Below are 21,533 nucleotides of genomic sequence, written 5' to 3'. Positions count from 1 at the left end.
GAGCAGCCACAGGACGGTGAGGGCGACGACGTTCTCCCGCAGGATCAGGGAGATGACGGTGGCGGCGGTGACCAGGGTGTCCGTGCCGGGACTGCTCCGGCCGCGCAGGGTGCGCAGGGCGCCTCGGAAGAACGGCAGACCGGTGAAGACCGTGATGGCTCCGAGGAGACCGGAGGAGCCGAGGCCGATCCGGGGCCGGCCGAGCAGTCGGCGCAGTGCCACGACGGCGAGCACGGCTCCGCCGACCACGAGCCGGGCGACCTCTCCGGTGGAGGAGTCGGGTGTGGAGCGCGTGGCCTTGGGCGGAGCCGAGGGCGGAGGGGCTTCTTCGAGGGCGTCGACCAGGGCGTCGACGTCGAGGTCGGCGGGCTCCATCCAGATGACGACACTGCCGGTACGGGGGAAGACGCGCAGGGCGCGGAAGCCGCCCAGGCCGGTGAGTCGGTCGTTGACGAGGCCGGCGCAGCCGGGGCGGTCGCGCAGCCAGGGCACGGTCAGCCGGGCCCGCCCCGTCGCGACGGAACGGACGAGTATCGCGGGCATGATCAGTGCTCGTGGTCGTGGTCGTCGTGGTTGACCTTGACGGCCGAGGGCGGCGGAACCTCCTCGCCGAGCGAGGTATGGGCCTCCGCGAGCATGTCCCCGGCCTTGAGCCGCGCTTCCTCGGCGGCCTCCGACAGCCACCGGCCCGCCACGATGCCGCCCGCGAGTCCGCCCACCACCGCTTTGCGCGCAGCGGGCTTGGCGTCGGGGAGTTTCTGGATGATCAGTGCGCCTACGACACCGGAGACCGCGTAGTGGGCCAGCTTGCCGGCGGTGGCGCCGACGACGAGGGGATGCATGGACGCCTCCTTCCCGCGCGCACCACCTGGGCGCGACGGGCCTCTCTTCCAGTCTGGACCCAGGGACGGGCACGGTCGAGCCAGCCCTCACACGCGGGTTGCGGACGGACCTTCTACGGGAGACGCGGTCCGCGCGGTGTGCGCGGTGCGCCGGGACCCCAGCAGTCGGCAGCCGAGGTAGATCAGGAACGAAAGGGTGGTCACGTACGGGCTGATGGGGATGCTGCTGCCCAGGGCGAGCAGGATGCCGCCCTGCATGGCGGCGAGCGCGAAGACGACGCTCAGGAAGGGCAGCAGCACCGGGGACGAGGTGATCCGGGCCGCGGCCGCCGCCGGGGTGACAAGCAGGGCCAGCACCAGCAGTGCCCCGACGATCTGGACGCACAGGGCGACTGCGAGGCCGAGGATCAGCATGAACCCCACGGACAGAGCCCGGACGGGGACCCCTCGGGCCTCGGCCACGTCGGGATCGGCGCTGGCGAAGGTCAGCGGCCGCCACACCGCCGCGAGGGCGGCGAGGACGACGACGGACGTGGCCACCAGCCAGGCTGTCTGCGGGGTGTCGACGGCGACGATCTGCCCGGTCAGGATGCCGAACTTGTTGGCCGCACGCCCCTGGTAGAGCGACAGGAACAGCACACCGAGCCCAAGGCCGAACGGCATGATGATCCCGATCACCGAGTTCCGGTCGCGGGCGCGGACCCCGAGCAGGCCGATCGCCGCGGCCGCGAGGAGCGAGCCGAGGATCGACCCGGCGACGACGTTGACCCCGGCCAGGAGGGCGGCCGCCGCACCCGCGAAGGACAGCTCGCTGATGCCGTGCACCGCGAACGGCAGGTCGCGCATGATCACGAAGACCCCTACGAAGCCCCCTACGATGCCGAGCAGGGCCCCCGCCAGCAACGTTTGGGGGACAAGGGCCAGCAGATCGCCGTAGTCGGCGAAGTTGAAGATCTGCTGCCAGATGCCAGGATCCTCGGCGCCGAGGACGGTCCGCGCGCTCATGACGGTCCGGCCCCGTTGGATCGGGCTGCTTGGTGGTGCGCGGGGGCCGCGTCGGGCGCCCCGACGACCACGATGCGGCCTCGCACATGCATGACGTCCACCTGGGTGCCGTACAACCGCGAGAGGACGGCCGAGGTCATCACCTCCTCCGGCGGGCCGATCCGGAACCCTCCCCCGGCGAGGTAGAGCACCCGGTCCGCGGGCCCGAGGACCGGGTTGATCTCGTGGGTCACGAACACCACGGCGGTGCCGGAGTCCCGGCGCCGCCCGTCCACGAGATCGGTGACCGTGCGCTGGTGCTGGAGGTCCAGGGAGAGCAGCGGCTCGTCGCACAGCAGGATCCGCGGATCCGTGGCCAGAGCCTGCGCGATCCGCACCCGCTGCTGCTCACCACCCGACAGCCGGCCGACCGGTACGTCGGCGTACGGCAGCGCCCCGACGGAGTCCAGCAGCTCGTCCACCCTCCGGCGGGCCGCCCTCCCGGCGAGCGGCAGCCCCCAGCGGTGCCCCTCCAGGCCGAGCCGTACGAGATCCCGTGCGCGGAGCAGAGTGTGCGCGGGCAGCGCCTTCTGCTGCGGGACGTAGCCGATGAGCCCGCCGGCCCAGTGCGGCGGACGGCCGAGGACCGCGACCGATCCGGCGGTGAGCGGCAGCCGGCCGAGGAGGACGCGCAGGAGGCTCGTCTTGCCCGACCCGTTCGGGCCGAGCACGGCGAGGAACTCACCCGGCCGCACGTCGAGGTCCAGGCCCCGCCACAGCACGCGGTCGCCGTAGGAGAGCGCTGCCTCGCGCAGGCTCACCGCCGGAGGGCCGCTGTCTCCCCGCTCCGCCACGTCCGTTCGCAGCGGAAGCGGCCTGGGCGCGAGACGGTCGGCGCGCTGCATCAGCGATCCAGGGCGCGTTCGAGGGCCGTGATGTTGTCCGCCATCCAGCCCTGGTAGTCCTTGCCCGCCGGAAGCGTCTCCGTCACCGGCACCACAGGAATCCCGTTGCTCTCGGCGGCGTCCTTGACCCTTTCCGTCTGTGCCCCGCTGGTCTGCTCGTTGTACACCAGAACCCGCACGCTTCGGCCTGTGAAAAGCGCCAGCGTCTCCTGGAGCGCCCTGGGCGGGACCTCGTCGCCCTCCTCGACTGCCTCGCTGAAGGCGGCAGGCGTCTTGTCGACCAGGCCGCATGCCTCGGTCAGGTAGAGCGGTACGGGTTCGGTGACCGCCACCGGGGTGCCTGCCTGCCGTTCATCGATGCGGTTCGTCCGCGCTTCGAGGCCGGTCAGTTCTTCCTTGAAGTTCTCGGCGTTCTTCGTGAAGGCGTCGGCGTCGGCGGGCGATGCCTTGCCGAGAGCTTCGGCGATCCGGTCGGCGAGACGGCTCATCGTCGGCAGGTCGTACCAGACGTGTTCGTTGAACTCCCCGTCCTTGCCGGGTTCCTTGCCGGAGACCTGGACGGCGGAGATCACCTGGGCCGAGGAGTTGTCGGCACTCCGCAGCATCCTGCCGACGAAGTCGTCGTAGCCACCGCCGTTCTCGACAACGACCGCCGCCCGGGAGAGCTCCAGCTGGGTACGTGTGCTCGCCTCATAGGAGTGCGGGTCCTGGGCCGGATCGCTGATGACCGACACCACGCTCACCCGCCCACCGCCGATCTGCTCGACGACGTCTCCGTACACGTTCGTGGAGGCGACCACGGGCACCGGGGCGGGTGCCGCGCCCACGGACCCGACACCTGTGCACATCAGCGTCAGGGGCGCCGCCAGCAGTAGTACTCCGCGTACACGGATCGGCGCGCCATGCATACGCCCTCCCTGAGGAAGGGAAGTGAAATGGCAATCACATCGATTATCCCCTGGGGCGAGCGGTTCTTCCACCGGACCTCGCGTACGCCGGTCAGCGGCTGGCGTACGGCAGGAGGGCCATCTCGCGGGCGTTCTTGATGGCGGTGGCGAGTGCCCGCTGCTGCTGGGCGGTGACCCGGGTGACGCGACGGCTGCGGATCTTGCCGCGGTCGGAGATGAACTTCCGCAGCAGGTCGGTGTCCTTGTAGTCGATGTACGTGATGCCGGCCGCGTCGCGCGGATTGGGGCGGGACTTGACGGGCTTGCGGGGGTCGGTACGTCGGGCCATGGCGGGGTCTCCTTGCGGGAACGTTTCGGTCAAGGATTTGCGGGTCCGTGACGAGGTGTACGGGGTGTCAGGCAGCATCGAGGAGGGAGTCGAAGGCGGCAGGCAGGTGCTTCCACGCCTCGCGACCGGACGCGTACTCCGCGTCCGTCAGAAGGCAGGAGTCGAGGAGCCGCTCCAGGCCGTCGCGGTCGAGGCCGGGCGAGGTGAAGACGAGATGCTGGCAGCAGTCGCCATGCTCGGGGTGCCAGTCGAGCGCGGCCGCGGCCCGGCGCATGGGCGGGACCATCTCCCAGGCCGCGTCCGGCAACGACGCCAGCCAGGGGCCGGCGTTCTCCACGCACAGCGCTCCACCTGCCGCGTCCCAGGCGAGCAGGGTGTCGGGGCGGTCGGCGAGCCAGAACCGGCCGCGGCTGCGGGCGGCGCCGCAGCACAGGTCCTCAAGGGCCTCGTAGAGCCGTTCCGGGTGGAAGGGCCGGTGGCGGCGCCAGACGAAGGTGGTCACTCCTGCCTCGTCGGCCTCCTGGGGCAGCAGCGCGCACGCGGGGTGCTGGGCGGCCGCTGCGGCTTCGACATCGAAGCCGGCGAGGGCGGCCCGGGCGAGTTCGACGGAGCCTGCCGGTACGCGCCGCGCGGTGGGGTGCAGCTGCGCGAGGAGGGCGCGGTCCTCGTCGTCGGCCTCGTCGTTGTCGACGACGGCGAGGACGGGCGCGTACTCCATCTGTCGGGCCCAGGTGTCGCCGACGGTCCGCCGGTCGGTGGCGGCGGCCGCGAGGCCGGCTTCCGCCAGGTCGTCGCCGTTGGCGAGGTAGGGCAGGACGAGTGCGGGGTCCACGGCGGTGATCACGTTCGTCAGGGCGAGGCGGTCTCCGCCGTGTCCGGCGATGACCTCGGCCATGGCCTTCGGTTCGACCGAGTCCCACAACTCGACGACGGCGAGGCGGGTCAGGCCGCTGTCAGCCAGTCGCTCGAGTTCGGGGACGAGGTCCTCGCGCAGGGCGCAGCACGCACAGTCATTGACCAGGGGGGTGTCTCCGCGCGAGAGGACGCCGTCGGCGTCGCGGATCAGCCGGAGCACGGTGCCTTCGGAGGCGCTTGCCAGGTCGTGGTGCAGCGCCACACTCCCGGGGACGCTCTTCAGGAGGCGGTCGACGACCTCGGTCCGGGCCTCGGCGTGCAGGCCGGCGACGACGACGGGGAGCTGGTGATCGTGGCCCATCAGCGGGCTCCGTACCGGCGCTGGAACTTCTCGACGCGGCCGGCCGTGTCGAGGACACGAGCCGTGCCCGTGTAGAAGGGGTGGCTCGCGGAGGAGATCTCGACATCGACAACGGGGTAGCTGTTGCCGTCCTCCCACTCGATCGTCTTGTCGCTGGTCATCGTGGAGCGGGTGAGGAACGCGGTGCCGGAGGCGGAGTCGCGGAAGACGACGGGCCCGTAGGCGGGGTGGATTCCGGGCTTCATGGCAGAGCCTTTCGGCGGCGTAGGGGCAGGGTGCCGGTGCGGGTGGGTCGGGGCTCGGCGCGGTCAGCGCTCTTCGCGGAAGTCGACGTGCCGGCCGGCCACCGGGTCGTACTTGCGCAGCGTGAGGCGGTCCGGGTCGTTCCGCCGGTTCTTGCGGGTGACGTAGGTGAACCCGGTGCCCGCCGTGGAGCGGAGCTTGATGACCGGGCGGAGTTCATTGCGTGCCATGGCGCTAGCATATGGCAATGATTTCCATTACCAATACGCTGCTCCAGCGAGAAAGGCGGCTGCATCCATGTCGGCCCACTGCCAACTGACCGGCGCCAAGCCGGGCTTCGGCAACAACATCTCCCACTCGCACCGGCGCACCTCGCGCCGCTTCGACCCGAACATCCAGCGCAAGCGCTACTGGCTGCCCAGCGAGGGACGGCATGTCCGCCTCACGCTGAGCGCCAGGGCGATCAAGACGGTGGACACGATCGGTATCGAGGCCGCCGTGGCCCGGATCCGCGCGCGGGGAGGGAAGGTCTGATGGCGAAGAAGAGCAAGATCGCACAGAACGAGAAGCGCAAGGAGATCGTCGAGCGGTACGCCGCACGGCGGGCCGAGCTCAAGGAGATCATCCGCCGCCCGCCCTCCACGGCGGCCGAGCGCGCGGCCGCCCGGGCAGAGCTGGACCGCCAGCCGCGCGACGCCAGCGCAACCCGCGTACGCAACCGCGACAGCGTGGACGGACGCCCCCGCGGCTACCTCCGCAAGTTCGGCCTCTCACGGGTGCGGGCACGGCAGCAGGCGCACGCCGGCTTCCTGCCGGGAGTGACCAAGTCGTCCTGGTAACAGCCGACTTCACCACCCATCCGCCCCGGCCGGGCGGCACACTCGAGCACGTGAACCGCTCCGACCCATTGAAAATGGATGTCATGACTATCTAAGGTCGACCCCGTCCGCGTGCGGCACTCTTCGGGCCCGCGAGGGGGACCAAAGGGGCCGCACGCGGACGCCCCCCCGGCACATTGCTAATGACATCCATTTTTATATAGCCTCCCCGAGTCAGCACCGGACCGAGGAGTCTCACCATGGCCGTCCCCAAGCGGAAGATGTCCCGCAGCAACACCCGCCACCGCCGCGCCCAGTGGAAGGCGACAACGCCCCAGCTGGTGCCGGTCACCGTCGACGGCGTCGTGCACCAGGTCCCGCAGCGCCTGGTGAAGGCGTACGAGCGCGGCCTCATCCAGCCCGAGGGCTGAGAACGTGACCCCGTATGACCGCCTGCCGGTCACCGTCCTGTCCGGCTTCCTCGGAGCGGGCAAGACCACGCTGCTCAACCACGTCCTGGCCAACCGCGAGGGCCTGCGGGTCGCGGTCATCGTCAATGACATGAGCGAGGTCAACATCGACGCCGCACTCGTGCGCGGTGGCGAGGCGGCCCTGTCCCGTACCGAGGAGCGTCTGGTCGAGATGACCAACGGGTGCATCTGCTGCACCCTGCGCGACGACCTCCTGGAGGAGGTCGACCGGCTGGCCCGCGAGGGGCGGTTCGACTACCTGCTCATCGAGTCCAGCGGCATCTCCGAACCCATGCCGGTCGCCGCGACGTTCTCCTTCCCCCGGGACGACGGCGCCACCCTCGGCGACCTGGCCCGCCTGGACACCATGGTCACCGTCGTGGACGCCGGGAACTTCCTGGCAGAACTCGGCGGCGGCGACGAGCTCACCGCGCGCGGCCTGGATCAGTACGAGGACGACGAGCGGACCGTGAGCGACCTGCTCGTGGACCAGGTCGAGTTCGCCGACGTCATCGTCCTCAACAAGCTCGACCTGGTCGACCCGGAGGAGGCACGCCGGCTCCGTGCCGCGCTCCTCCGGCTCAACCCGGAGGCGCGCGTGGTGCCGGCTGTACGGGGACAGGTTGCCGTGGAACAGGTCCTGGGCACCGGCCTGTTCGACGTCGAACGGGCCCAGCAGGCTCCCGGCTGGGTGAAGGAGCTCAACGGCGACCACGTGCCGGAGACGGAGGAGTACGGCATCTCCTCCCTGGTCTTCCGCTCCGACCGCCCCTTTCACCCTCACCGCCTGTGGAGCTTCGTCACCAAGGGCCTGGACAGTGGCACGTTCGGGCGGATCCTGCGGTCGAAGGGCTTCTTCTGGCTCGCCAGCCGCCCCCGTGTGACCGGCCTCTGGTCGCAGGCAGGCGCCGTGGCCCGGTTCGAGCCGTCCGGGGCCCGGGGCCCGGAGACCACGCAGGGCCAGGAACTGGTCTTCATCAGCACCGACCTGCGCCCCGAATCCCTGCGCGCCGCCCTGGACGCCTGCCTGCTGGCACCGGGCGAGACCGTCCCCGCCGACGACGACTTCCCGGCGTGGGAGACGTACGGCATCGACGACGCGTGCGACGCGCACGAGCCCGCGAGCGCGGGGGCCGCATGAGACTCCGGGCCGGGTGGTGGTCGCAGCCACGGCACCATCCGGCCCGGCCCGTTCCGGAGCACGACACTGACATGGCCACCGACTGAGTCGGTGGCCATGTCAGTGTCGTCTGCGGAGGTCGGTCGTAGGGTGCCAGCCCGACGGGTACTACCGGGGATCGAGCTGCGCCGCCTGCACGGTGGCTGCTCGCGTGGATGTGGCGAGGTAGGTGATGCGCAGGGTGTCGGTGGCGGGTTCGCGGTCGACGAGCACCTCGACGCCGTAGACCGACTTGATCAGGTCCGGTGTCAGCACGTCGGCCGGTGTACCCGATGCGACCACCTGCCCGTGCTGGAGGAGGACGAGGTGGTCGCAGTACCGGGCGGCGAGGTTGAGGTCGTGCAGGGCGACGACGCAGGTGACGTCCAGTGTTGTCAGCATGTCCAGGAGTTCGAGCTGGTGGCGGATGTCGAGGTGGTTGGTGGGTTCGTCGAGCAGGATCTCCCGGGGCTCCTGCGCCAGGGCTCGGGCGAGTTGGGTCCGCTGCTTCTCGCCCCCGGAGAGGGTGTGCCAGCTCCGGTCCTGGCGGTCGGTGAGGTCCGTCCGCTCCAGTGCCGCGTCGACGATCCGCCGGTCGTTCTCGTTGAGCGCGTCGAATCGGCCGCGGAAGGGGGTGCGGCCGAGTTCGACGACCTGGCGGACGGTGACGTGGTGGTGGGCGGTGACGTCCTGTTCGACGACGGCGAGCCGTCGGGCCAGCACTCGGCGGCCGAGGTCCTGGAGACCGGTGCCGTCGTAGTGGACGGTTCCGGAGTCGGGGCGGCGCAGTCCGGCGAGCAGGCGGAGCAGTGTCGACTTGCCGGAGCCGTTAGGGCCGAGGAGACCGGTGACCCTGCCGTCGTGAGCCGCCATGTCGATGGCGTCGAGGAGCCGTTGGCCCTTGACCGACCAGGAGAGGTGGGTGGTGGTGATGCGTCCCATCAGGACTCCAGACGCTTCAGGACCAGCGCGAAGGCGGGCGCCCCGAGAAGGGCGGTGATGACGCCGGCGGGCAGTTCGTGGGGGGCGAACGCCGTACGTGCGAACACATCGACCCAGATGAGGAAGACGGCGCCGGCGATCGCGGACAGGGGAAGGAGCAAGCGGTGCGTCGGGCCGGCCAGGATGCGGACGGCGTGCGGGATGAGCAGGCCGATGAAGCCGATCGCGCCGGAGGCCGCCACGGCGGCCGCTGTGATGACGGAGGTCAGCACCATGAGCCAGACGCGGGCCGCGGTGACGTTGATACCGAGAGCGGCCGCGGAGTCCCAGCCGAAGGTGAAGGCGTCGAGGGCGGGCGCGAAGAACTGTAGGGCGATCACGCCGATCAGGATGATCACGACGGTGACCGTCACGCCCTCCCACCGGGCGCCGCCGAGGGTGCCGAGCAGCCAGTAGGTGAAGCCCCGGGTGGAGTTCGCGTCGCCGCTGACCATGAGGATGACCGACGTGACCGCGGCGAAGAACTGGGACACCAGCACACCGGTCAGCACCACGCGGGACGGACTGGCGACACGTCCTCCGCCGAGCAGGAGCAGCAGCAGGCCGAAGGAGACTAGGCCGCCGGCGAACGCGCCGGTGGAGAGGGAGACGCTGCCGCCGATGCCCAGCAGGAGCACGGCGACCGCGCCGGTGGAGGCACCGGACGAGACCCCCAGCAGGTAGGGGTCGGCGAGGGGATTCCTGGTGACCGCCTGGAGGACCGCGCCCGAGACGGCCAGCGCCATCCCGACGACGGCGGCGAGCAGGACCCTCGGGAAGCGGGACTCCCAGATCAGGGCGTCGAGAAGTCCCGGCAGGGGCGGGGTGGGGGCGATGCCGCCCAGGCCGATGTGCCGGAGGATCGTGGAGACGACGTCCAGGGGGCGGACGTTCGCGCTCCCGAACAGCGACGCGGCGACGATCGACGCCAGCAGCGCGGTCACGGCAAGGAAGAGGAGCGCCACTGTCGGGGCGCGCCGCCGGCGCACCGGAGCCCCTTCGCGGCGGGAGGTCAGGGCTTCGGTACGCGCGGCGGTCTCGTGTGAACTCGTCGTCATGATGGCGGACGGGTCACCCGAGCTTGTTCAGGCCGTCGACCAGTACGGGGACGGCGGACGCGCTGCCGTAACCGGGGTCCATGTGACTGCCGGGGATGGTGATGAACCGGTCGCCCTTGACGGCGGCGAGCTTGCTGGTGAGGGGGTCCTTCTTGAGGAGCGCGGTCTTCTCCTGGGCGGTGTCGTTGGGTTCGCCCCGGGTCAGGTCGGCCAGGATGATGACGTCGGGGTTGCGTGCGGCGACCTCGTCCCAGCTGACCTCGGCCCACTTGGTCTTGGCATCGGCGAAGATGTTCTCGACCCCGACCAGTTCGGAGATGTGCTGGGGCAGGCCGCCGGGGCCCGCGGCCCACGGGGTGCCCTCGTAGGTGGAGTAGAACCACATCACCTTGAGCGGCTTGTCCCGCTTCTTGACGGTGCCCACGGCCTTGTCCACCACGGCCTTCTGCTCGGTGGCCAGCTTCTCGCCGGCGTCGGGCACGCCCATGATCCGGCCGAGCCGGCGGTACTCCTCGAAGAGCATGCCGAAGTCCGCGTCGGCCACGCTCTCGTGGTACGTGCAGTCGAACTCGGTCAGGTAGGTGGGGACACCCAGGTCGTGGAGCTGCTTGCGTTCGCCGGACTGCTCCTTGGTGAACATGCTCGCGAAGGAGCCGTAGACGAAGTCCGGCTGGGCCTCCAGCAGCTTCTCGTGCTTGATCTCCGCGCCGGGGGCCGACAGGACCGGGATTTTCTCGTACTGCGCGGCGATCGCGGGGGGCGTCTTCTCGATCTCGTAGCCCGTGCCGGCGATCCGGTCACCCACGCCGAGATGGATGAGGATCTCGGCGGCGGTCTGGTTGAGCGTGACGACCTTCTCCGGCTGGGCCTTGTAGGTCACGTCGGTGCCGCAGTTCTTGAGGGTGAACGGGTAGGCCGCTGCCGCGCTGGCCGCCGTGGCCGAGGCCTTTCCGTCCGACCCGGAGGTGGAGTTGTCGGCGCATCCCGCGACCGCGAACACCGCCAGAGCCGTCCCTATTATGGAAATCGTTTTCGTTTTCATCGGATGCACAGTACCAGGTGGTTCGAAGGGGCAGAAGAGATGGTGACGGCCGAGCAGTTCGGCCGGGAGAGGGCGTCAGAACGGTCCCCATGGCGGGTGGTTCGACATCCGGGAACCGTCCCGACGGCGCCGTCGGGCGTCCCGCCGCGCACTAGCGCAGCAACGCGGCCAGCCGGCGGACGACCTGCTCGTCGAACAGGCCGTTGGCGGCCATCCAGTCGTCGTTGAACACGGTGTCCAGGTACTTGTCGCCGCCGTCGCAGACCAGCACGACGATCGTGGTGCCGGGAGGCGCGGACTCCGCCCGCTCCAGGGCCTTGTACACCACGCCGCCCGCCGAACCACCAATCAGGACGCCGAGGTTCCTCGCGAGGTAGCGGCAGGTCTCGAAGGCCTCCGCGTCACTTACCTTGAGCCCCTCGTCGAAGACGTCGTAGTCGATGACACGGCCGATCTCCGAGCCGGCCGGCGTCCCGGTGCCCGACTGGTGGTAAGGCGCGCCCTCGCCGCCGAAGACGACGGAGCCCACCGGCTCGACACCGATGATCTTCAGGTCGGGGATGCGCTCCCGCAGGAAGCGGCCGGTGCCGCAGAGCGATCCGCCCGTGCCGACGGCCCCGTACAGGTAGTCGATGGAGTCGCCCAGGTCGTCGTGGAGCTCGCGGGCGAGCGGCCGGTAGCCGTTGGGGTTGCCCTCGTTGCGGTGCTGCGCGGTCCAGTAGGCGCCGTGTTCAGCGGCGAGCCGCTCGGCCGTGGTGTCGCGTTCGGCCGTGGCGAGGCCTTCCTCATCGCCGGCGACGTTGAGAATCTCGGCGCCGTAGGCGAGCATGCCGCGCAGCTTGTCCGTGCTGGAGTGGTTGTCGACCACGGCGGTGAACTTGTAGCCGCGTTCGGCGGCGACGAGCGCGAGGCCGAGCCCGGTGTTGCCGGAGGTGGACTCGACCAGCCACCCGCCAGGGGTGAGGAGCCCGGCCTCCTCCGCCTCGTCGACCATGTTCCTGGCCATCCGGATCTTGGCGGTTCCGGTGGGGTTGAACTGCTCCAGCTTCAGCAGGACGGTCGCCCCGCCTCCCGCGACGGGCAGTTTCAGCAGCGGCGTCCGCCCGATCAGGTCGGAGATCCTGCTCGTGATCACGTCTTGTCCTTCGCGCAGATCTCGGTCAGACACCGGACGAAGACGTCGTTGTCCTCGGGGGTCGACAGCGAGGCTCGGATGTAGGTCTCGTATCCCGGCTCGCGCCACGCCTTGACGATGATTCCGGCACGGTGCAGCTCCCGGGCGACATGGTCGGCGGGGTGGCCGGTGTCGATGAAGAGGAAGTTGGCCGAGGACGGGACCACGCGCAGTCCCGCCGCGCGCAGACGGTCGGTGACCCGGGTGATCTCTAGGGCGGTGCGGCGGACCGTCTCCGCCAGGTGCGCGTGGTCCGCCAGCGCGGCGACGGCGGCCTCCTGGGCCGGGTGGTTGACGTTGTACGGAGTACGGACCCGGTCCAGGGCCTGGATCAGGGCCGGGTCGGACGCGATGCCGTACCCGACGCGGACGCCGGCCAGGCCGTAGGCCTTGGAGAAGGTACGCAGCACGATCCACGGCCGGTCCAGGCCGCGCAGGGCCTCCAGGCCGTCGGGGTATCCGGGGCGGGAGCGGGCGAACTCGCCGTACGCCTCGTCGAGTACCAGCAGAGACGACTCCGGCAGGGCTGCCACGATCTGCGCCAGCTCGCCGGCGTCGAGCATCGTGCCGGTGGGGTTGCAGGGGTTGGCGAGGAAGACGAGCTTCGGTCCCGCCGCCATCGCCTCGCGCCAGGCGTCCGCGTCGAACCCGAACTCGGCGGTGACCGGGACCTTCCGGACCCGGGCGCCCATGACGCGGGGGAAGGTCTCGTGCAGGCTGAAACCGGGCGCCTGCGTGACCACCAGGTCACCGGGGTCGAGGACGGCCTGGCAGAGCAGCTCCAGGATGTTCTCCGAACCGTTGCCGAGCACGATCCGGTCGGGCGGCACGTCCAGACTCCTCCCGACGGCTTCGGCGAGCCGCCGCCCGGTGGGGTCGGGGTAGCGGGAGACGCCGTCGGCGAGGGCCTTCCGCACGGCTTCGGCGACCGCCGGGGAGACGCCGAACGGGTTCTCGTTGTTGGAGAGTTTGATGACGCGGCCGGAGCCGCTGAGGGTGGCCACCTCGTCCGGGTCGGCGCCGGGGTCGTAGAGCGGTAGCCCCGCGACCTCCCGCCGTATCAGGGAGGTGGAAGGGGTCGGCGTGAGAACGGGGTTCATGACGGCTCCGGTTCCGTGGCGGGTGCGCCGGACTTCTCCCGGTGGAGCCGGTCGGCGCGGCGCAGGAAGGCGACCAGGAGGAGGGCGGCGGTGGCGGCGAGGCCGATGGTCTGTCCGGTCCAGACGCCCTCGACGCCCCAGTCGGCGGTGACCCCGAGCAGGTAGCCCGCGGGCAGACCGATCAGCCAGTACCCGACGAGGGAGATCCGGAAGGGCCCGGCCGTGTCGCCGATGCCGCGCAGGATTCCGTTGCCGATGTTCTGGGTCGCGTCGAAGACCTGCATGAGGGCGGCGATGAGCAGTCCGGTGACGGTCAGCGCGATGATGTCCGCGTTGTCGGCGTGCTCCGCGGAGACGAACAGGGACACGATCGCCTCCGGCACCACCAGGTACACGACGGCGACCAGCAGCGTCGCGACCACGCCCCAGGCCGTGCCGAGCAGCCCGAGCCCGCGGGCTTCCCGGTAGTCCTGGCGGCCGTCGGCCTCGCTGATGAGGATCGACGCCGCGTGGGAGACGCCGGCGGAGATCATGAAGACGATGTAGACGATCTGGTTGAGCACCGTCTGCGCGGCCAGGGCCTCGACGCCCAGGGAGCCGATGACCAGGGTGAGCACGCTGAAGAACCCGGCCTCCGAGGCGTACGTCCCCGAGATCGGCAGGCCGAGGCGCCAGACCGACCGGACCGCGTCGCCGTCCCAGCGCCGAGCGTGGGGCGAGGTGAGGTACGAGCGGAGGGTGCCGTCGCGCAGGATCACCGCGACGAACGCCAGGAAGGACAGCAGGAACACCGTGACCGTGGCGATCGCGACGCCCACGAATCCGAACGCGGGCAGGCCGAACTTGCCGTAGATCAGGATGTAGTTCAGGCCGATGGTGACGCCGACCGAGGCCAGCGTGATGGCCAGCAGCGGACCGGGCCGCTTGAGACCGGTGGTGAAATGCCGCAGGTTCTGGAACCACAGGCAGGGCAGCATCCCCGGCGCCAGGACGGTCAGGAACTCGCCGGCCTTGTCGACCACCGTCGGGTCCTGGCCCAGCAGGACGAGCAGCGGGCCGATCAGCAGCAGCGCCGCGCAGAACACCACACCGCACACGGTCGCCCAGAAGAAGCCCGCGAACAGCAGCGCGCCGACGCGTTCGCGGTCGTCGCGCACCCGGGCTTCGGCGACCAGGTTGCTGACGCCGGTCACCAGGCCGGTGCCGGTCGTGCGCAGCTGGTTGAAGAGCGCGATGGCCAGACCGGCGGCGGCGATCTCCACCGTGCCGAGCCTGCCCAGCATGACGATGTCGACCGTGGTCAGCGCGACATAGGCGAAGTTGGTCAGGATCAACGGGAAGGCGAGCTTCAGCAGCGCGCCCGAGTTCCTGACCCACCAGGCGCCGCCGGACACTCCCGCCGGCCCCGTACTGGTCGTGTCGGTCGTGTCGGTCGTGTCGGTGCTCACCAGAAGTTGACCTTTTCTCCGCGCCCGTCCGCTCGCGCGAGGTCGGCTATGTACCGGCCGAGCGCGGCGTCGGTGACCGCCATGCCGCTGTTGTAGGCGAAGACCACGTCCTCCGGTCGGCGGCGGGCGGGTGCCAGGCCGAGCAGGACGTCCGGCAGCTGGGCGTCGACCGACGGCAGGCTGCCGTCCTCGCCCCGCAGGTCGTCGCAGGTGGCATGCATCTGGGCGGTGTCGGTGGCGATCCGGTAGTCCGCGCCGTGGCACACGTCGGCGTGCACGCCGTACCCGAGCAGGACGGCGACCGAGCCCGGCTTCAGCCAGTCGCGCCGGACCTCCTCCGAGGCCGACAGGCCGGCGGCGCCGATCACGATGTCCGCCTGGCCGGCGGCCTTCCGCAGAACCTTGACGATCTCGACCTCGCGGCCGTCGACACTCTGCTGGACGGCGCGCAAACCCTCGGGATACGTGCCGAACACCTGCAGACGCTCCAGCTCCGGCATCGCCGCCACCAGCATCGGCAGGGCCGCCTGCCCCTGGACGCCGGTGCCGACGACGAGGGCGGTCCGCGCGTCGGGACACGCGGCGCGGGCGAACAGGGCGGTGGTGGCCGAGGACCGCAGGGGGCCGAGCTTCACCACGTCCATGAGCGCGATGGGGGACCCGGTGGTGTCGTCGACGAGGAAGACGAACGAGTGGAAGCGGTAGCTGTCCCGGCTGCGGCGCGGGTCGAACTCGTAGACCGCCTTGAAGCAGACGGTGCCGCTGCCGCCGTCCCTGGCCACCATCGAGTAGCTGAGCGAGCGGTGGCCGGGATCGTCGATGATCGTCTTGACCGGGTTGTCCGAACCGCCTTCACGCAGCGCGCGGTAGGCCTGCTCGACGACCGCGATCACCTGCCGGTGGTCGAGGGCCAGTCCTTCCTGTTCCGCTTGCGGCAACAGCCACAGCTGTCCGGGCGGGGCGTAACTCGAGGGCATGCGGGTCTTTTCCTTCGTAGGGGGTGTTCTCGGTCTGCTTCGCGGTCTCATCGGATTCCGTCCAGCCGCCAACGCGGGGCGGTCCCGCCCTCGCCCAGCCGGACGACGACCTTCGACGGCAGGGGGGCGTCGTGGAACGGCGACTCGTTCGAGTCCATCTGGTATCCGGCGGTGTTGAGGTAGACGAGGTGGTCACCTCGCCGTACGGGCCTCGGGAAGCCGATCTTCCGCCAGGTGACCATGTCGCTCTCCAGGCAGGTCGAGCCCGCGACGCAGGCCGGGAAGACGTGGTCGGCAGCGGGCCCTGGGGAGAGGAGCAGCGGGTCGGGGAGGTAGTCGCTGTTGAACCACTGCTCGGAGAGGCTGAAGCTGCTTCCGGCGACGGTGACGATCGCGTACCCGTCGGACTCCCGCCGGTCGTCCACCTGTTGTACGCGGAAGAGGGTGAAACCCGCCTGGTCCAGCAGGGCCCGGCCGGGCTCCACGACGAACCGGACGCCGTGGCGCGCGGCCTTCACGGCCAGGCTTTCGCCACCGCCGACCGGGTGCGTCATGATCGCGCGGACCGCTTGGTCGGCGGGCTGGCCGCCGTACGGGTAGAAGTCCTGGAAGTCCTTGGCGGCGTGGTAGTGGGCCGGTTCGTTCTGTGCGAGGAACTCGTTCCAGAGCCGGGGCTCCACGTAGCGGACGGGCAGTCCGCCGCCGATGTCGACCAGTTCGGCGGTCGGCGAGCCGCGCCGCCGGGCGTCGAGGCAGTGCTCGATCATCTCGTTCGCCGCCGTCGCGCGTTCCGCGCCGGAGTAGCCGTTGAGGTGGAAGGAGAAGCCTCGGAGGCTGATGTGTTCCGCGAGTTCCGCGCAGAGACCGACGGCTGCGGCGCGCTCGGCGTCGGACATGCCGAAGCGGCTCGCCGGTTGACCCGCGGTCCGGGACCGCAGCAGCACCGCGGCCTGCCTCCGCGCGAGCTGGGCGGTCTCGGCGAGCCGGCGGAGTTCGCTCGTCGAGTCGACGGCGACCAGGCAGCCATGCTGGACGGCGAGAGCGTGCAGCGCGTCGTCCTTCTCGGGTCCGGAGACTCCGATCCGGTGTCCGGGCACCCCGCCGGCCAGCGCCCTGACCAGTTCGGGGGTACTGGCGACATCGACCCCGACCCCCAGCGTGGCGGCCGAACTGACGTAACAGTCGGCCTTGTTCGCCTTCTTGGCGAAGAGGATCTCGGCGTCGGCGCCCGTCTCGGCGAACGCCCGGCGAAGCCTGACGACGTTCTCCTCGAAGACCTCGGGCAGTACGACGTGCAGCGGAGACCCCAGGCCGTCCAGGAGGTCCGCCAGCAGGGCACGGTGATCCGCCAGAAGCGTGGAGACGAGGGGATGCCGGAGTGCGGTGAGCGCGAAGGGCCGTGGTGCGGCCGTCTCCGGGCGCTCCAGCACCTGTCGAGGAATGAGCACCCTGCACTTCTATACGATTATGACACTCGTTTTCAATAGAGCCTCGGGGGCGGGCTCTGCACTGAGTAGCGGAATGGGCGTTTTCTCCTTCTCTGGGGTGTCGGACTCCACCAACGGGTGCTCGGTCAGCCCGCCCTGAAGGACCTACCCGCACTCAGGAACCAGCGGTTCGTAGGCCTGCCGCTGACCGCCACCCTCGTCGGCCTACGGTCCGCGTACGCTGTGGAGGACCTGGCCCGCGGTATCCAGCCCGAGATCCTCCGAGCTCACACTCTCAAGATCAAGGTGCATGACGTGCGCTACGGGCCCTACGTGCAACCTCTGGCGCGTGGCGCCCCAGGTCTTCCTCACGCCGAGACCGACCCTGATGGCGTGGCGTCCAGCCGGCCGGGCTCGCAGCCCGTGCCGACGCCAACCAGGTCTTCGCCATGCCTCGCCCTCCCTCCGGAGGGCTCCGTCCGTCCTCGTCATCGCCTTGAACAGAGCGGCCGCGACCGTCCTGTCACACCGCCTCGCTCCGACCGTCGGCTGAAGACGGCGGCCGGCGGCGCTGCTGGTCGGCGGCCGATGGCCACCCTCTCCCGGCTGGGCTGGTAGATCGCCATGGTCGTCGGCTTCCTCAACAACAGGACGTGACCTCTCTGCCGTAGGGTGGTTGGTGCAGCTGGTTCGCCCCGTCCGCCAGGCGGGATGCGTCGTAAGAGGGAACCCGGTGGGAATCCGGGACTGCCCCGCAGCGGTGAGCGGGAACGACCGCCGTCACACAGCACTGGGACCGACGTACCGGACCTGGGAAGCGACGGCCAGTAGGAGTCCTCCACGAGGAGGGCGCGCCCGCGAGTCCGAAGACCTGCCCGCTGCCCGTACGGCGGTGATCCCGACCGTACGGAATCGCCCTGCCGCGACTCGCGAAGGAGAGTTGACGTGGCCGATCCCACCGTCACCAGCCCCGCCCGCACGACCAAGACGCCGGACGACTCCCGGGTGGTCCTCGCCCACATCATGAGCGACCACGACACCAACCTGTACGGCACCATCCACGGCGGCGTGATGATGAAGCTCATCGACGACGCGGCTGCGGCCGCCGCAGGACGCCACGCCGACGGCCCGGCCGTCACCGTGTCGGTCGACCGGATGACCTTCCTCGCTCCCGTACGGGCCGGCGACCTGCTCAGTGTCGAGGCCGGGCTCGAAAGGGCCGGGCGGACCTCCATGACCGTCGGGGTCCGGGTCACCGCCGAGCGGTGGAACAACTCAGGACCGGCCACCGAGGTCGCGACCGCGTTCCTCACCTTCGTCGCGATCGACGCCGACGGCAGCCCGCGCCCCGTGCCGGCGCTCGACGTCGTGCCCCTCGGCCTGTCCTGACCTGTCGCGTCACCCCGATCGGGTGTCCTCCACCGCGTAGGGCACGAACGTGCCGGCGTTCTCGTCCACGGCGAGTGTGCGGCCGAGCGGCGGCAGCGCCCGCTGCGGGCAGTCGAGGCGTTCGCAGACGCGGCAGCCCATGCCGATCGGCGTGGCGGCGGCCTTGTTGCCGAGGTCGAGGCCGTCGGAGTAGACGACGCGGGAGGCGTGGCGGACCTCGCAGCCGAGGCCGATGGCGAAGGTCTTGCCCGGTTCGCCCCAGCCTCCCCGGTGCCGGGTGACGGTGCGGGCGGTCCACAGGTAGCGCTGCCCGTCGGGCATGGCGGCCACCTGGACGTGGATCCGGCCGGGCGCGGCGAACGCCTCGTACACGTTCCAGAGGGGACAGGTGCCGCCGGCGCGGGAGAAGTGGAAGCCGGTGGCGGACTGCCGCTTGGACATGTTGCCGGCCCGGTCGACGCGGACGAAGGAGAACGGGACCCCGCGCAGACGGGGGCGCTGGAGGGTGCTCAGGCGGTGGCAGACCGTCTCGTAGCCGACGCCGAATCGGTCGGCGAGGCGCTCGATGTCGTAGCGGGTCTCCTCCGCGGCGGTGTGGAAGGCCCGGTACGGCAGGACCAGGGCGGCGGCGAAGTGATGGGCGACGCCGATGCGGGCCAGCGACCAGGTCGTCGAACCCTCCTCGTAGTCCTCCGAGGCGTACGCGCGCAGCAGGTCGTCGTGCTCCAGGAGGGCGAGCTGGGTGGCCATCCGGAACGCCTGCTGGCCGGGGCGCAGCCGGGGTGAGAGGTGCAGGGTCCGGGTCTCCGGCTCGTAGCGGTGGAGCTGTCGTTCGGCATCGCCGAGCACGCGCACGCCGTGGCGCTCGTCGAGTCGATCCGCCAGGACCCGCCGTACCTCGCCCGGGCGGACGCCGATCTCGTACGCGAGGTCTTCCGCGGCCCGGTCGGCGTCATGGAGGTAGTTGCGGCGCCGGTAGAAGAACTCGCGGATCTCCTCGTGCGGCGTGCGCACCGTGTCCGGGGCCTGGTCGCCGTCTCCTCGTCCCGCGGTCAGTACGGCGAGGCGTTCGGTCAGGGTGCGGTGTCGCCGGCTGAGGTCCAGGAGGAGGGCGGCCACGTGAGGAAGGCGCGAGGCGAGTTCCTTCAGGTCGGCGGCGGACAGCGCGGACCGGTCGAGGTCGTCGGCCAAGGACTCGCGCAGGTCGGCGAGGAGGCGGACGGTGTCCCGTTCCGAGAAGAACTCGGGGTCGACGCCGAACGCCTCGGTGACGCGGAGCAGGACGGAGACGGTGAGCGGTCTCTTGTCGCTCTCCAGCTGGTTGAGGTAGCTGGGCGAGATCCTGAGCGCCTTGGCCAGCTCGCCCTGACCCATCCTGCGGTCCTCGCGCAGCCGCCGCAGCCGCGCCCCGGCATAGATCTTGCTCACGACCGCTCTCCTCCCGGGTTGGTGACGGCCACCACCATAGAGCAGAGGGAATTCGCAGACTTCGCAAAGTCGCGTGAAAACTTCGCAGAACTTGGCATCCGGACACGGTTGATGGCACTGAGTGCCAGTGCCAGAGTCGAACCACGGCCCGCCGACTAGGCAGGCAGGAGAAGGAGATCGGGGCGCGGCTCATGCCCTGACGTCGCAGGGACCCGGTCGTATCCGGCCGCTTTCCGGCGGGCCGTCCACACCCACTCGCACCTTCGCAGAGTTCGACACCGTACAGGAGAGACCACCATGGCGCAGGCAGGGACACAGACCGCCGACGAGCTGGCGCGACGCTGGGCGACGGACCCGCGCTGGAAGGGCATCGAACGCACGTACTCCGCCGAGGACGTACTGCGCCTGTCCGGCAGTGTGCGCGAGGAGCACACCCTGGCCCGGCGGGGCGCCGAGCGGCTGTGGCGGCAGCTGCACGAGCTGGACTACGTCCATGCGCTCGGCGCGCTGACCGGCGGGCAGGCGGTGCAGCAGGTCAAGGCCGGGCTCCAGGCGATCTACCTGTCCGGCTGGCAGGTCGCCGCCGACGCCAACCAGGCCGGTCACACGTACCCCGACCAGAGCCTCTACCCGGTCAACTCCGTTCCGCAGGTGGTCCGTCGGATCAACAACGCGCTGCTGCGCGCCGACCAGATCGCCACCGCCGAGGGCGGCACGGACACCACCGACTGGCTGGCCCCGATCGTCGCCGACGCCGAGGCCGGCTTCGGCGGCCCGCTGAACGCGTTCGAGCTGACCAAGGCGATGATCGCGGCCGGTGCGGCGGGCATCCACTACGAGGACCAGCTGGCTTCCGAGAAGAAGTGCGGTCACCTCGGCGGCAAGGTGCTCGTCCCCACCTCCCAGCACATCCGCACGCTCAACGCGGCCCGTCTCGCCGCCGACATCGCCGACGTGCCCACCCTGATCATCGCCCGCACGGACGCCCTCGCCGCGAACCTGCTGACCAGCGACGTCGACGAGCGCGACGCCGAGTTCGTCACTGGCGAGCGCACCGCGGAGGGCTTCTACCGCGTCCGCAACGGGATGGCCCCGGTCATCGCTCGCGGTCTCGCCTACGCCCCGTACGCCGACCTCATCTGGGTCGAGACCGGCACCCCGGACCTCGCCCAGGCCCGTGAGTTCGCCGAGGCGATCCACGCCCGTTACCCGGATCAGATGCTCGCGTACAACTGTTCGCCGTCCTTCAACTGGAAGGCGGCTCTGGACGACGACCAGATCGCCAAGTTCCAGCGCGAACTCGGCGCCATGGGCTACAAGTTCCAGTTCATCACGCTGGCCGGCTTCCACTCCCTCAACCATGGCATGTTCGACCTGGCCCGCGGCTACGCCGAGCACGGCATGACCGCATACGTCGACCTCCAGGAGCGCGAGTTCGCCGCCCAGGCCCAGGGCTTCACCGCGGTCAAGCACCAGCGCGAGGTCGGCACCGGCTACTTCGACCTGGTCTCCACCGCCGTCAACCCCGCCTCCTCCACCACCGCGCTGACCGGCTCCACCGAGGAAGAGCAGTTCCACTAGGCATCCCTTCGGCGTCCGCCCGGGCGCCCCACCGCCGGACGGAGGCGGGTGCCAC

The 21,533-nt window shown here is 70.5% G+C and carries 22 protein-coding genes, 2 pseudogenes and 1 riboswitch; of the genes and pseudogenes, 6 read left to right on the top strand and 18 right to left on the bottom strand.

Annotated elements, in window-relative coordinates; all coding sequences use genetic code 11:
* The 9 genes and pseudogenes from QK442_RS30190 to rpmG form a co-directional block, all read right to left on the bottom strand.
* Positions 1–543: pseudogene (locus QK442_RS30190) on the bottom strand (copper-transporting ATPase); the annotation flags it as partial.
* Positions 544–545: 2 nt separating this feature from the next.
* A complete protein-coding gene (locus tag QK442_RS30185) occupies positions 546–842 on the bottom strand; it encodes a DUF1490 family protein (protein ID WP_282697271.1) in 297 nt (98 codons plus the stop codon).
* Between the two features lie 87 nt (positions 843–929).
* Positions 930–1,847, bottom strand: coding sequence for a metal ABC transporter permease (locus tag QK442_RS30180; RefSeq protein WP_282697270.1), 918 nt, complete (start codon positions 1,845–1,847; stop codon positions 930–932).
* Positions 1,844–2,731, bottom strand: coding sequence for an ATP-binding cassette domain-containing protein (locus QK442_RS30175; RefSeq protein WP_282697269.1), 888 nt, complete (start codon positions 2,729–2,731; stop codon positions 1,844–1,846). The genes QK442_RS30180 and QK442_RS30175 overlap by 4 nt, the downstream gene beginning before the upstream one ends.
* Positions 2,731–3,579 (bottom strand): zinc ABC transporter substrate-binding protein, encoded by an 849-nt coding sequence (locus QK442_RS30170; RefSeq protein WP_282697268.1) that lies wholly within the window; start codon positions 3,577–3,579, stop codon positions 2,731–2,733. Before QK442_RS30170 ends, QK442_RS30175 begins: the two co-directional genes overlap by 1 nt.
* A gap of 151 nt (positions 3,580–3,730) precedes the next feature.
* On the bottom strand, positions 3,731–3,967 hold the full coding sequence (gene rpsR, locus QK442_RS30165; protein ID WP_282697267.1) for a 30S ribosomal protein S18: 237 nt from the start codon (positions 3,965–3,967) through the stop codon (positions 3,731–3,733).
* A gap of 67 nt (positions 3,968–4,034) precedes the next feature.
* Positions 4,035–5,183 (bottom strand): GTP-binding protein, encoded by a 1,149-nt coding sequence (locus QK442_RS30160; protein ID WP_282697266.1) that lies wholly within the window; start codon positions 5,181–5,183, stop codon positions 4,035–4,037.
* Positions 5,183–5,428, bottom strand: a complete 246-nt coding sequence (locus QK442_RS30155) for a type B 50S ribosomal protein L31 (protein ID WP_282697265.1) — start codon at positions 5,426–5,428, stop codon at positions 5,183–5,185. The genes QK442_RS30160 and QK442_RS30155 overlap by 1 nt, the downstream gene beginning before the upstream one ends.
* A gap of 63 nt (positions 5,429–5,491) precedes the next feature.
* The gene (gene rpmG, locus QK442_RS30150) at positions 5,492–5,656 is read right to left on the bottom strand and encodes a 50S ribosomal protein L33 (RefSeq protein ID WP_044382365.1); all 165 of its coding nucleotides are present in this window, start codon (positions 5,654–5,656) and stop codon (positions 5,492–5,494) included.
* Positions 5,657–5,723: 67 nt separating this feature from the next.
* Between rpmG and rpmB the strand changes: the two genes are divergently transcribed.
* From rpmB to QK442_RS30130, 4 genes are all read left to right on the top strand, one after another.
* Positions 5,724–5,960, top strand: a complete 237-nt coding sequence (gene rpmB, locus QK442_RS30145) for a 50S ribosomal protein L28 (RefSeq protein WP_282697264.1) — start codon at positions 5,724–5,726, stop codon at positions 5,958–5,960.
* Entirely contained in the window at positions 5,960–6,265 is a 306-nt protein-coding gene (gene rpsN / locus QK442_RS30140) for a 30S ribosomal protein S14 (protein WP_282697263.1), read from the top strand. The genes rpmB and rpsN overlap by 1 nt, the downstream gene beginning before the upstream one ends.
* A gap of 239 nt (positions 6,266–6,504) precedes the next feature.
* Positions 6,505–6,675: a 50S ribosomal protein L32 gene (gene rpmF / locus QK442_RS30135; RefSeq protein ID WP_282697262.1), complete on the top strand. Its 171-nt coding sequence runs from the start codon at positions 6,505–6,507 to the stop codon at positions 6,673–6,675.
* Positions 6,676–6,679: 4 nt separating this feature from the next.
* Positions 6,680–7,855, top strand: a complete 1,176-nt coding sequence (locus tag QK442_RS30130; protein WP_282697261.1) for a GTP-binding protein — start codon at positions 6,680–6,682, stop codon at positions 7,853–7,855.
* Between the two features lie 147 nt (positions 7,856–8,002).
* Here the strand turns inward: QK442_RS30130 and QK442_RS30125 are convergent, their stop codons facing one another.
* From QK442_RS30125 to QK442_RS30090, 8 genes are all read right to left on the bottom strand, one after another.
* Positions 8,003–8,815: an ABC transporter ATP-binding protein gene (locus QK442_RS30125; RefSeq protein WP_282697260.1), complete on the bottom strand. Its 813-nt coding sequence runs from the start codon at positions 8,813–8,815 to the stop codon at positions 8,003–8,005.
* Positions 8,815–9,912, bottom strand: a complete 1,098-nt coding sequence (locus tag QK442_RS30120; RefSeq protein WP_282697259.1) for an iron chelate uptake ABC transporter family permease subunit — start codon at positions 9,910–9,912, stop codon at positions 8,815–8,817. Before QK442_RS30120 ends, QK442_RS30125 begins: the two co-directional genes overlap by 1 nt.
* 13 nt (positions 9,913–9,925) lie before the next feature.
* Complete coding sequence (locus tag QK442_RS30115; RefSeq protein ID WP_282697258.1) at positions 9,926–10,954, bottom strand: ABC transporter substrate-binding protein; 1,029 nt, start codon at positions 10,952–10,954, stop codon at positions 9,926–9,928.
* A 151-nt stretch (positions 10,955–11,105) separates the two neighbouring features.
* Positions 11,106–12,089 carry a cysteine synthase family protein gene (locus QK442_RS30110; RefSeq protein ID WP_282697257.1) on the bottom strand — a complete coding sequence of 328 codons (984 nt, stop codon included), beginning with the start codon at positions 12,087–12,089 and terminating at the stop codon, positions 11,106–11,108.
* A complete protein-coding gene (hisC, locus tag QK442_RS30105) occupies positions 12,086–13,228 on the bottom strand; it encodes a histidinol-phosphate transaminase (RefSeq protein WP_282697256.1) in 1,143 nt (380 codons plus the stop codon). The genes QK442_RS30110 and hisC overlap by 4 nt, the downstream gene beginning before the upstream one ends.
* Complete coding sequence (locus QK442_RS30100) at positions 13,225–14,676, bottom strand: MATE family efflux transporter (RefSeq protein WP_282697255.1); 1,452 nt, start codon at positions 14,674–14,676, stop codon at positions 13,225–13,227. The genes hisC and QK442_RS30100 overlap by 4 nt, the downstream gene beginning before the upstream one ends.
* Positions 14,673–15,653, bottom strand: a complete 981-nt coding sequence (locus QK442_RS30095) for an ornithine cyclodeaminase (RefSeq protein ID WP_282697254.1) — start codon at positions 15,651–15,653, stop codon at positions 14,673–14,675. Before QK442_RS30095 ends, QK442_RS30100 begins: the two co-directional genes overlap by 4 nt.
* A gap of 47 nt (positions 15,654–15,700) precedes the next feature.
* Positions 15,701–17,101, bottom strand: coding sequence for an alanine racemase (locus QK442_RS30090; RefSeq protein ID WP_282697253.1), 1,401 nt, complete (start codon positions 17,099–17,101; stop codon positions 15,701–15,703).
* A 648-nt stretch (positions 17,102–17,749) separates the two neighbouring features.
* Positions 17,750–17,974: riboswitch (cobalamin riboswitch) on the top strand.
* Positions 17,975–18,025: 51 nt separating this feature from the next.
* Between QK442_RS30090 and QK442_RS30085 the strand changes: the two are divergent.
* A pseudogene (locus tag QK442_RS30085) lies at positions 18,026–18,454 on the top strand (acyl-CoA thioesterase); the annotation flags it as partial.
* Between the two features lie 24 nt (positions 18,455–18,478).
* Here QK442_RS30085 and QK442_RS30080 read toward each other — a convergent pair.
* Positions 18,479–19,897, bottom strand: a complete 1,419-nt coding sequence (locus QK442_RS30080; RefSeq protein ID WP_282697252.1) for a short-chain fatty acyl-CoA regulator family protein — start codon at positions 19,895–19,897, stop codon at positions 18,479–18,481.
* A gap of 297 nt (positions 19,898–20,194) precedes the next feature.
* Here QK442_RS30080 and aceA point away from each other — a divergent pair, with 297 nt between their 5' ends.
* On the top strand, positions 20,195–21,478 hold the full coding sequence (gene aceA, locus QK442_RS30075; protein WP_282697251.1) for an isocitrate lyase: 1,284 nt from the start codon (positions 20,195–20,197) through the stop codon (positions 21,476–21,478).
* The last annotated feature ends 55 nt before the right edge of the window (positions 21,479–21,533 follow it).

Origin of the sequence: Streptomyces sp. CC208A (genome assembly GCF_030010625.1) — a bacterium.
Lineage (GTDB): Bacteria > Actinomycetota > Actinomycetes > Streptomycetales > Streptomycetaceae > Streptomyces.
Note: the sequence above shows the minus strand (reverse complement) of the source record. Positions and strands in the feature narration are given on the sequence as shown.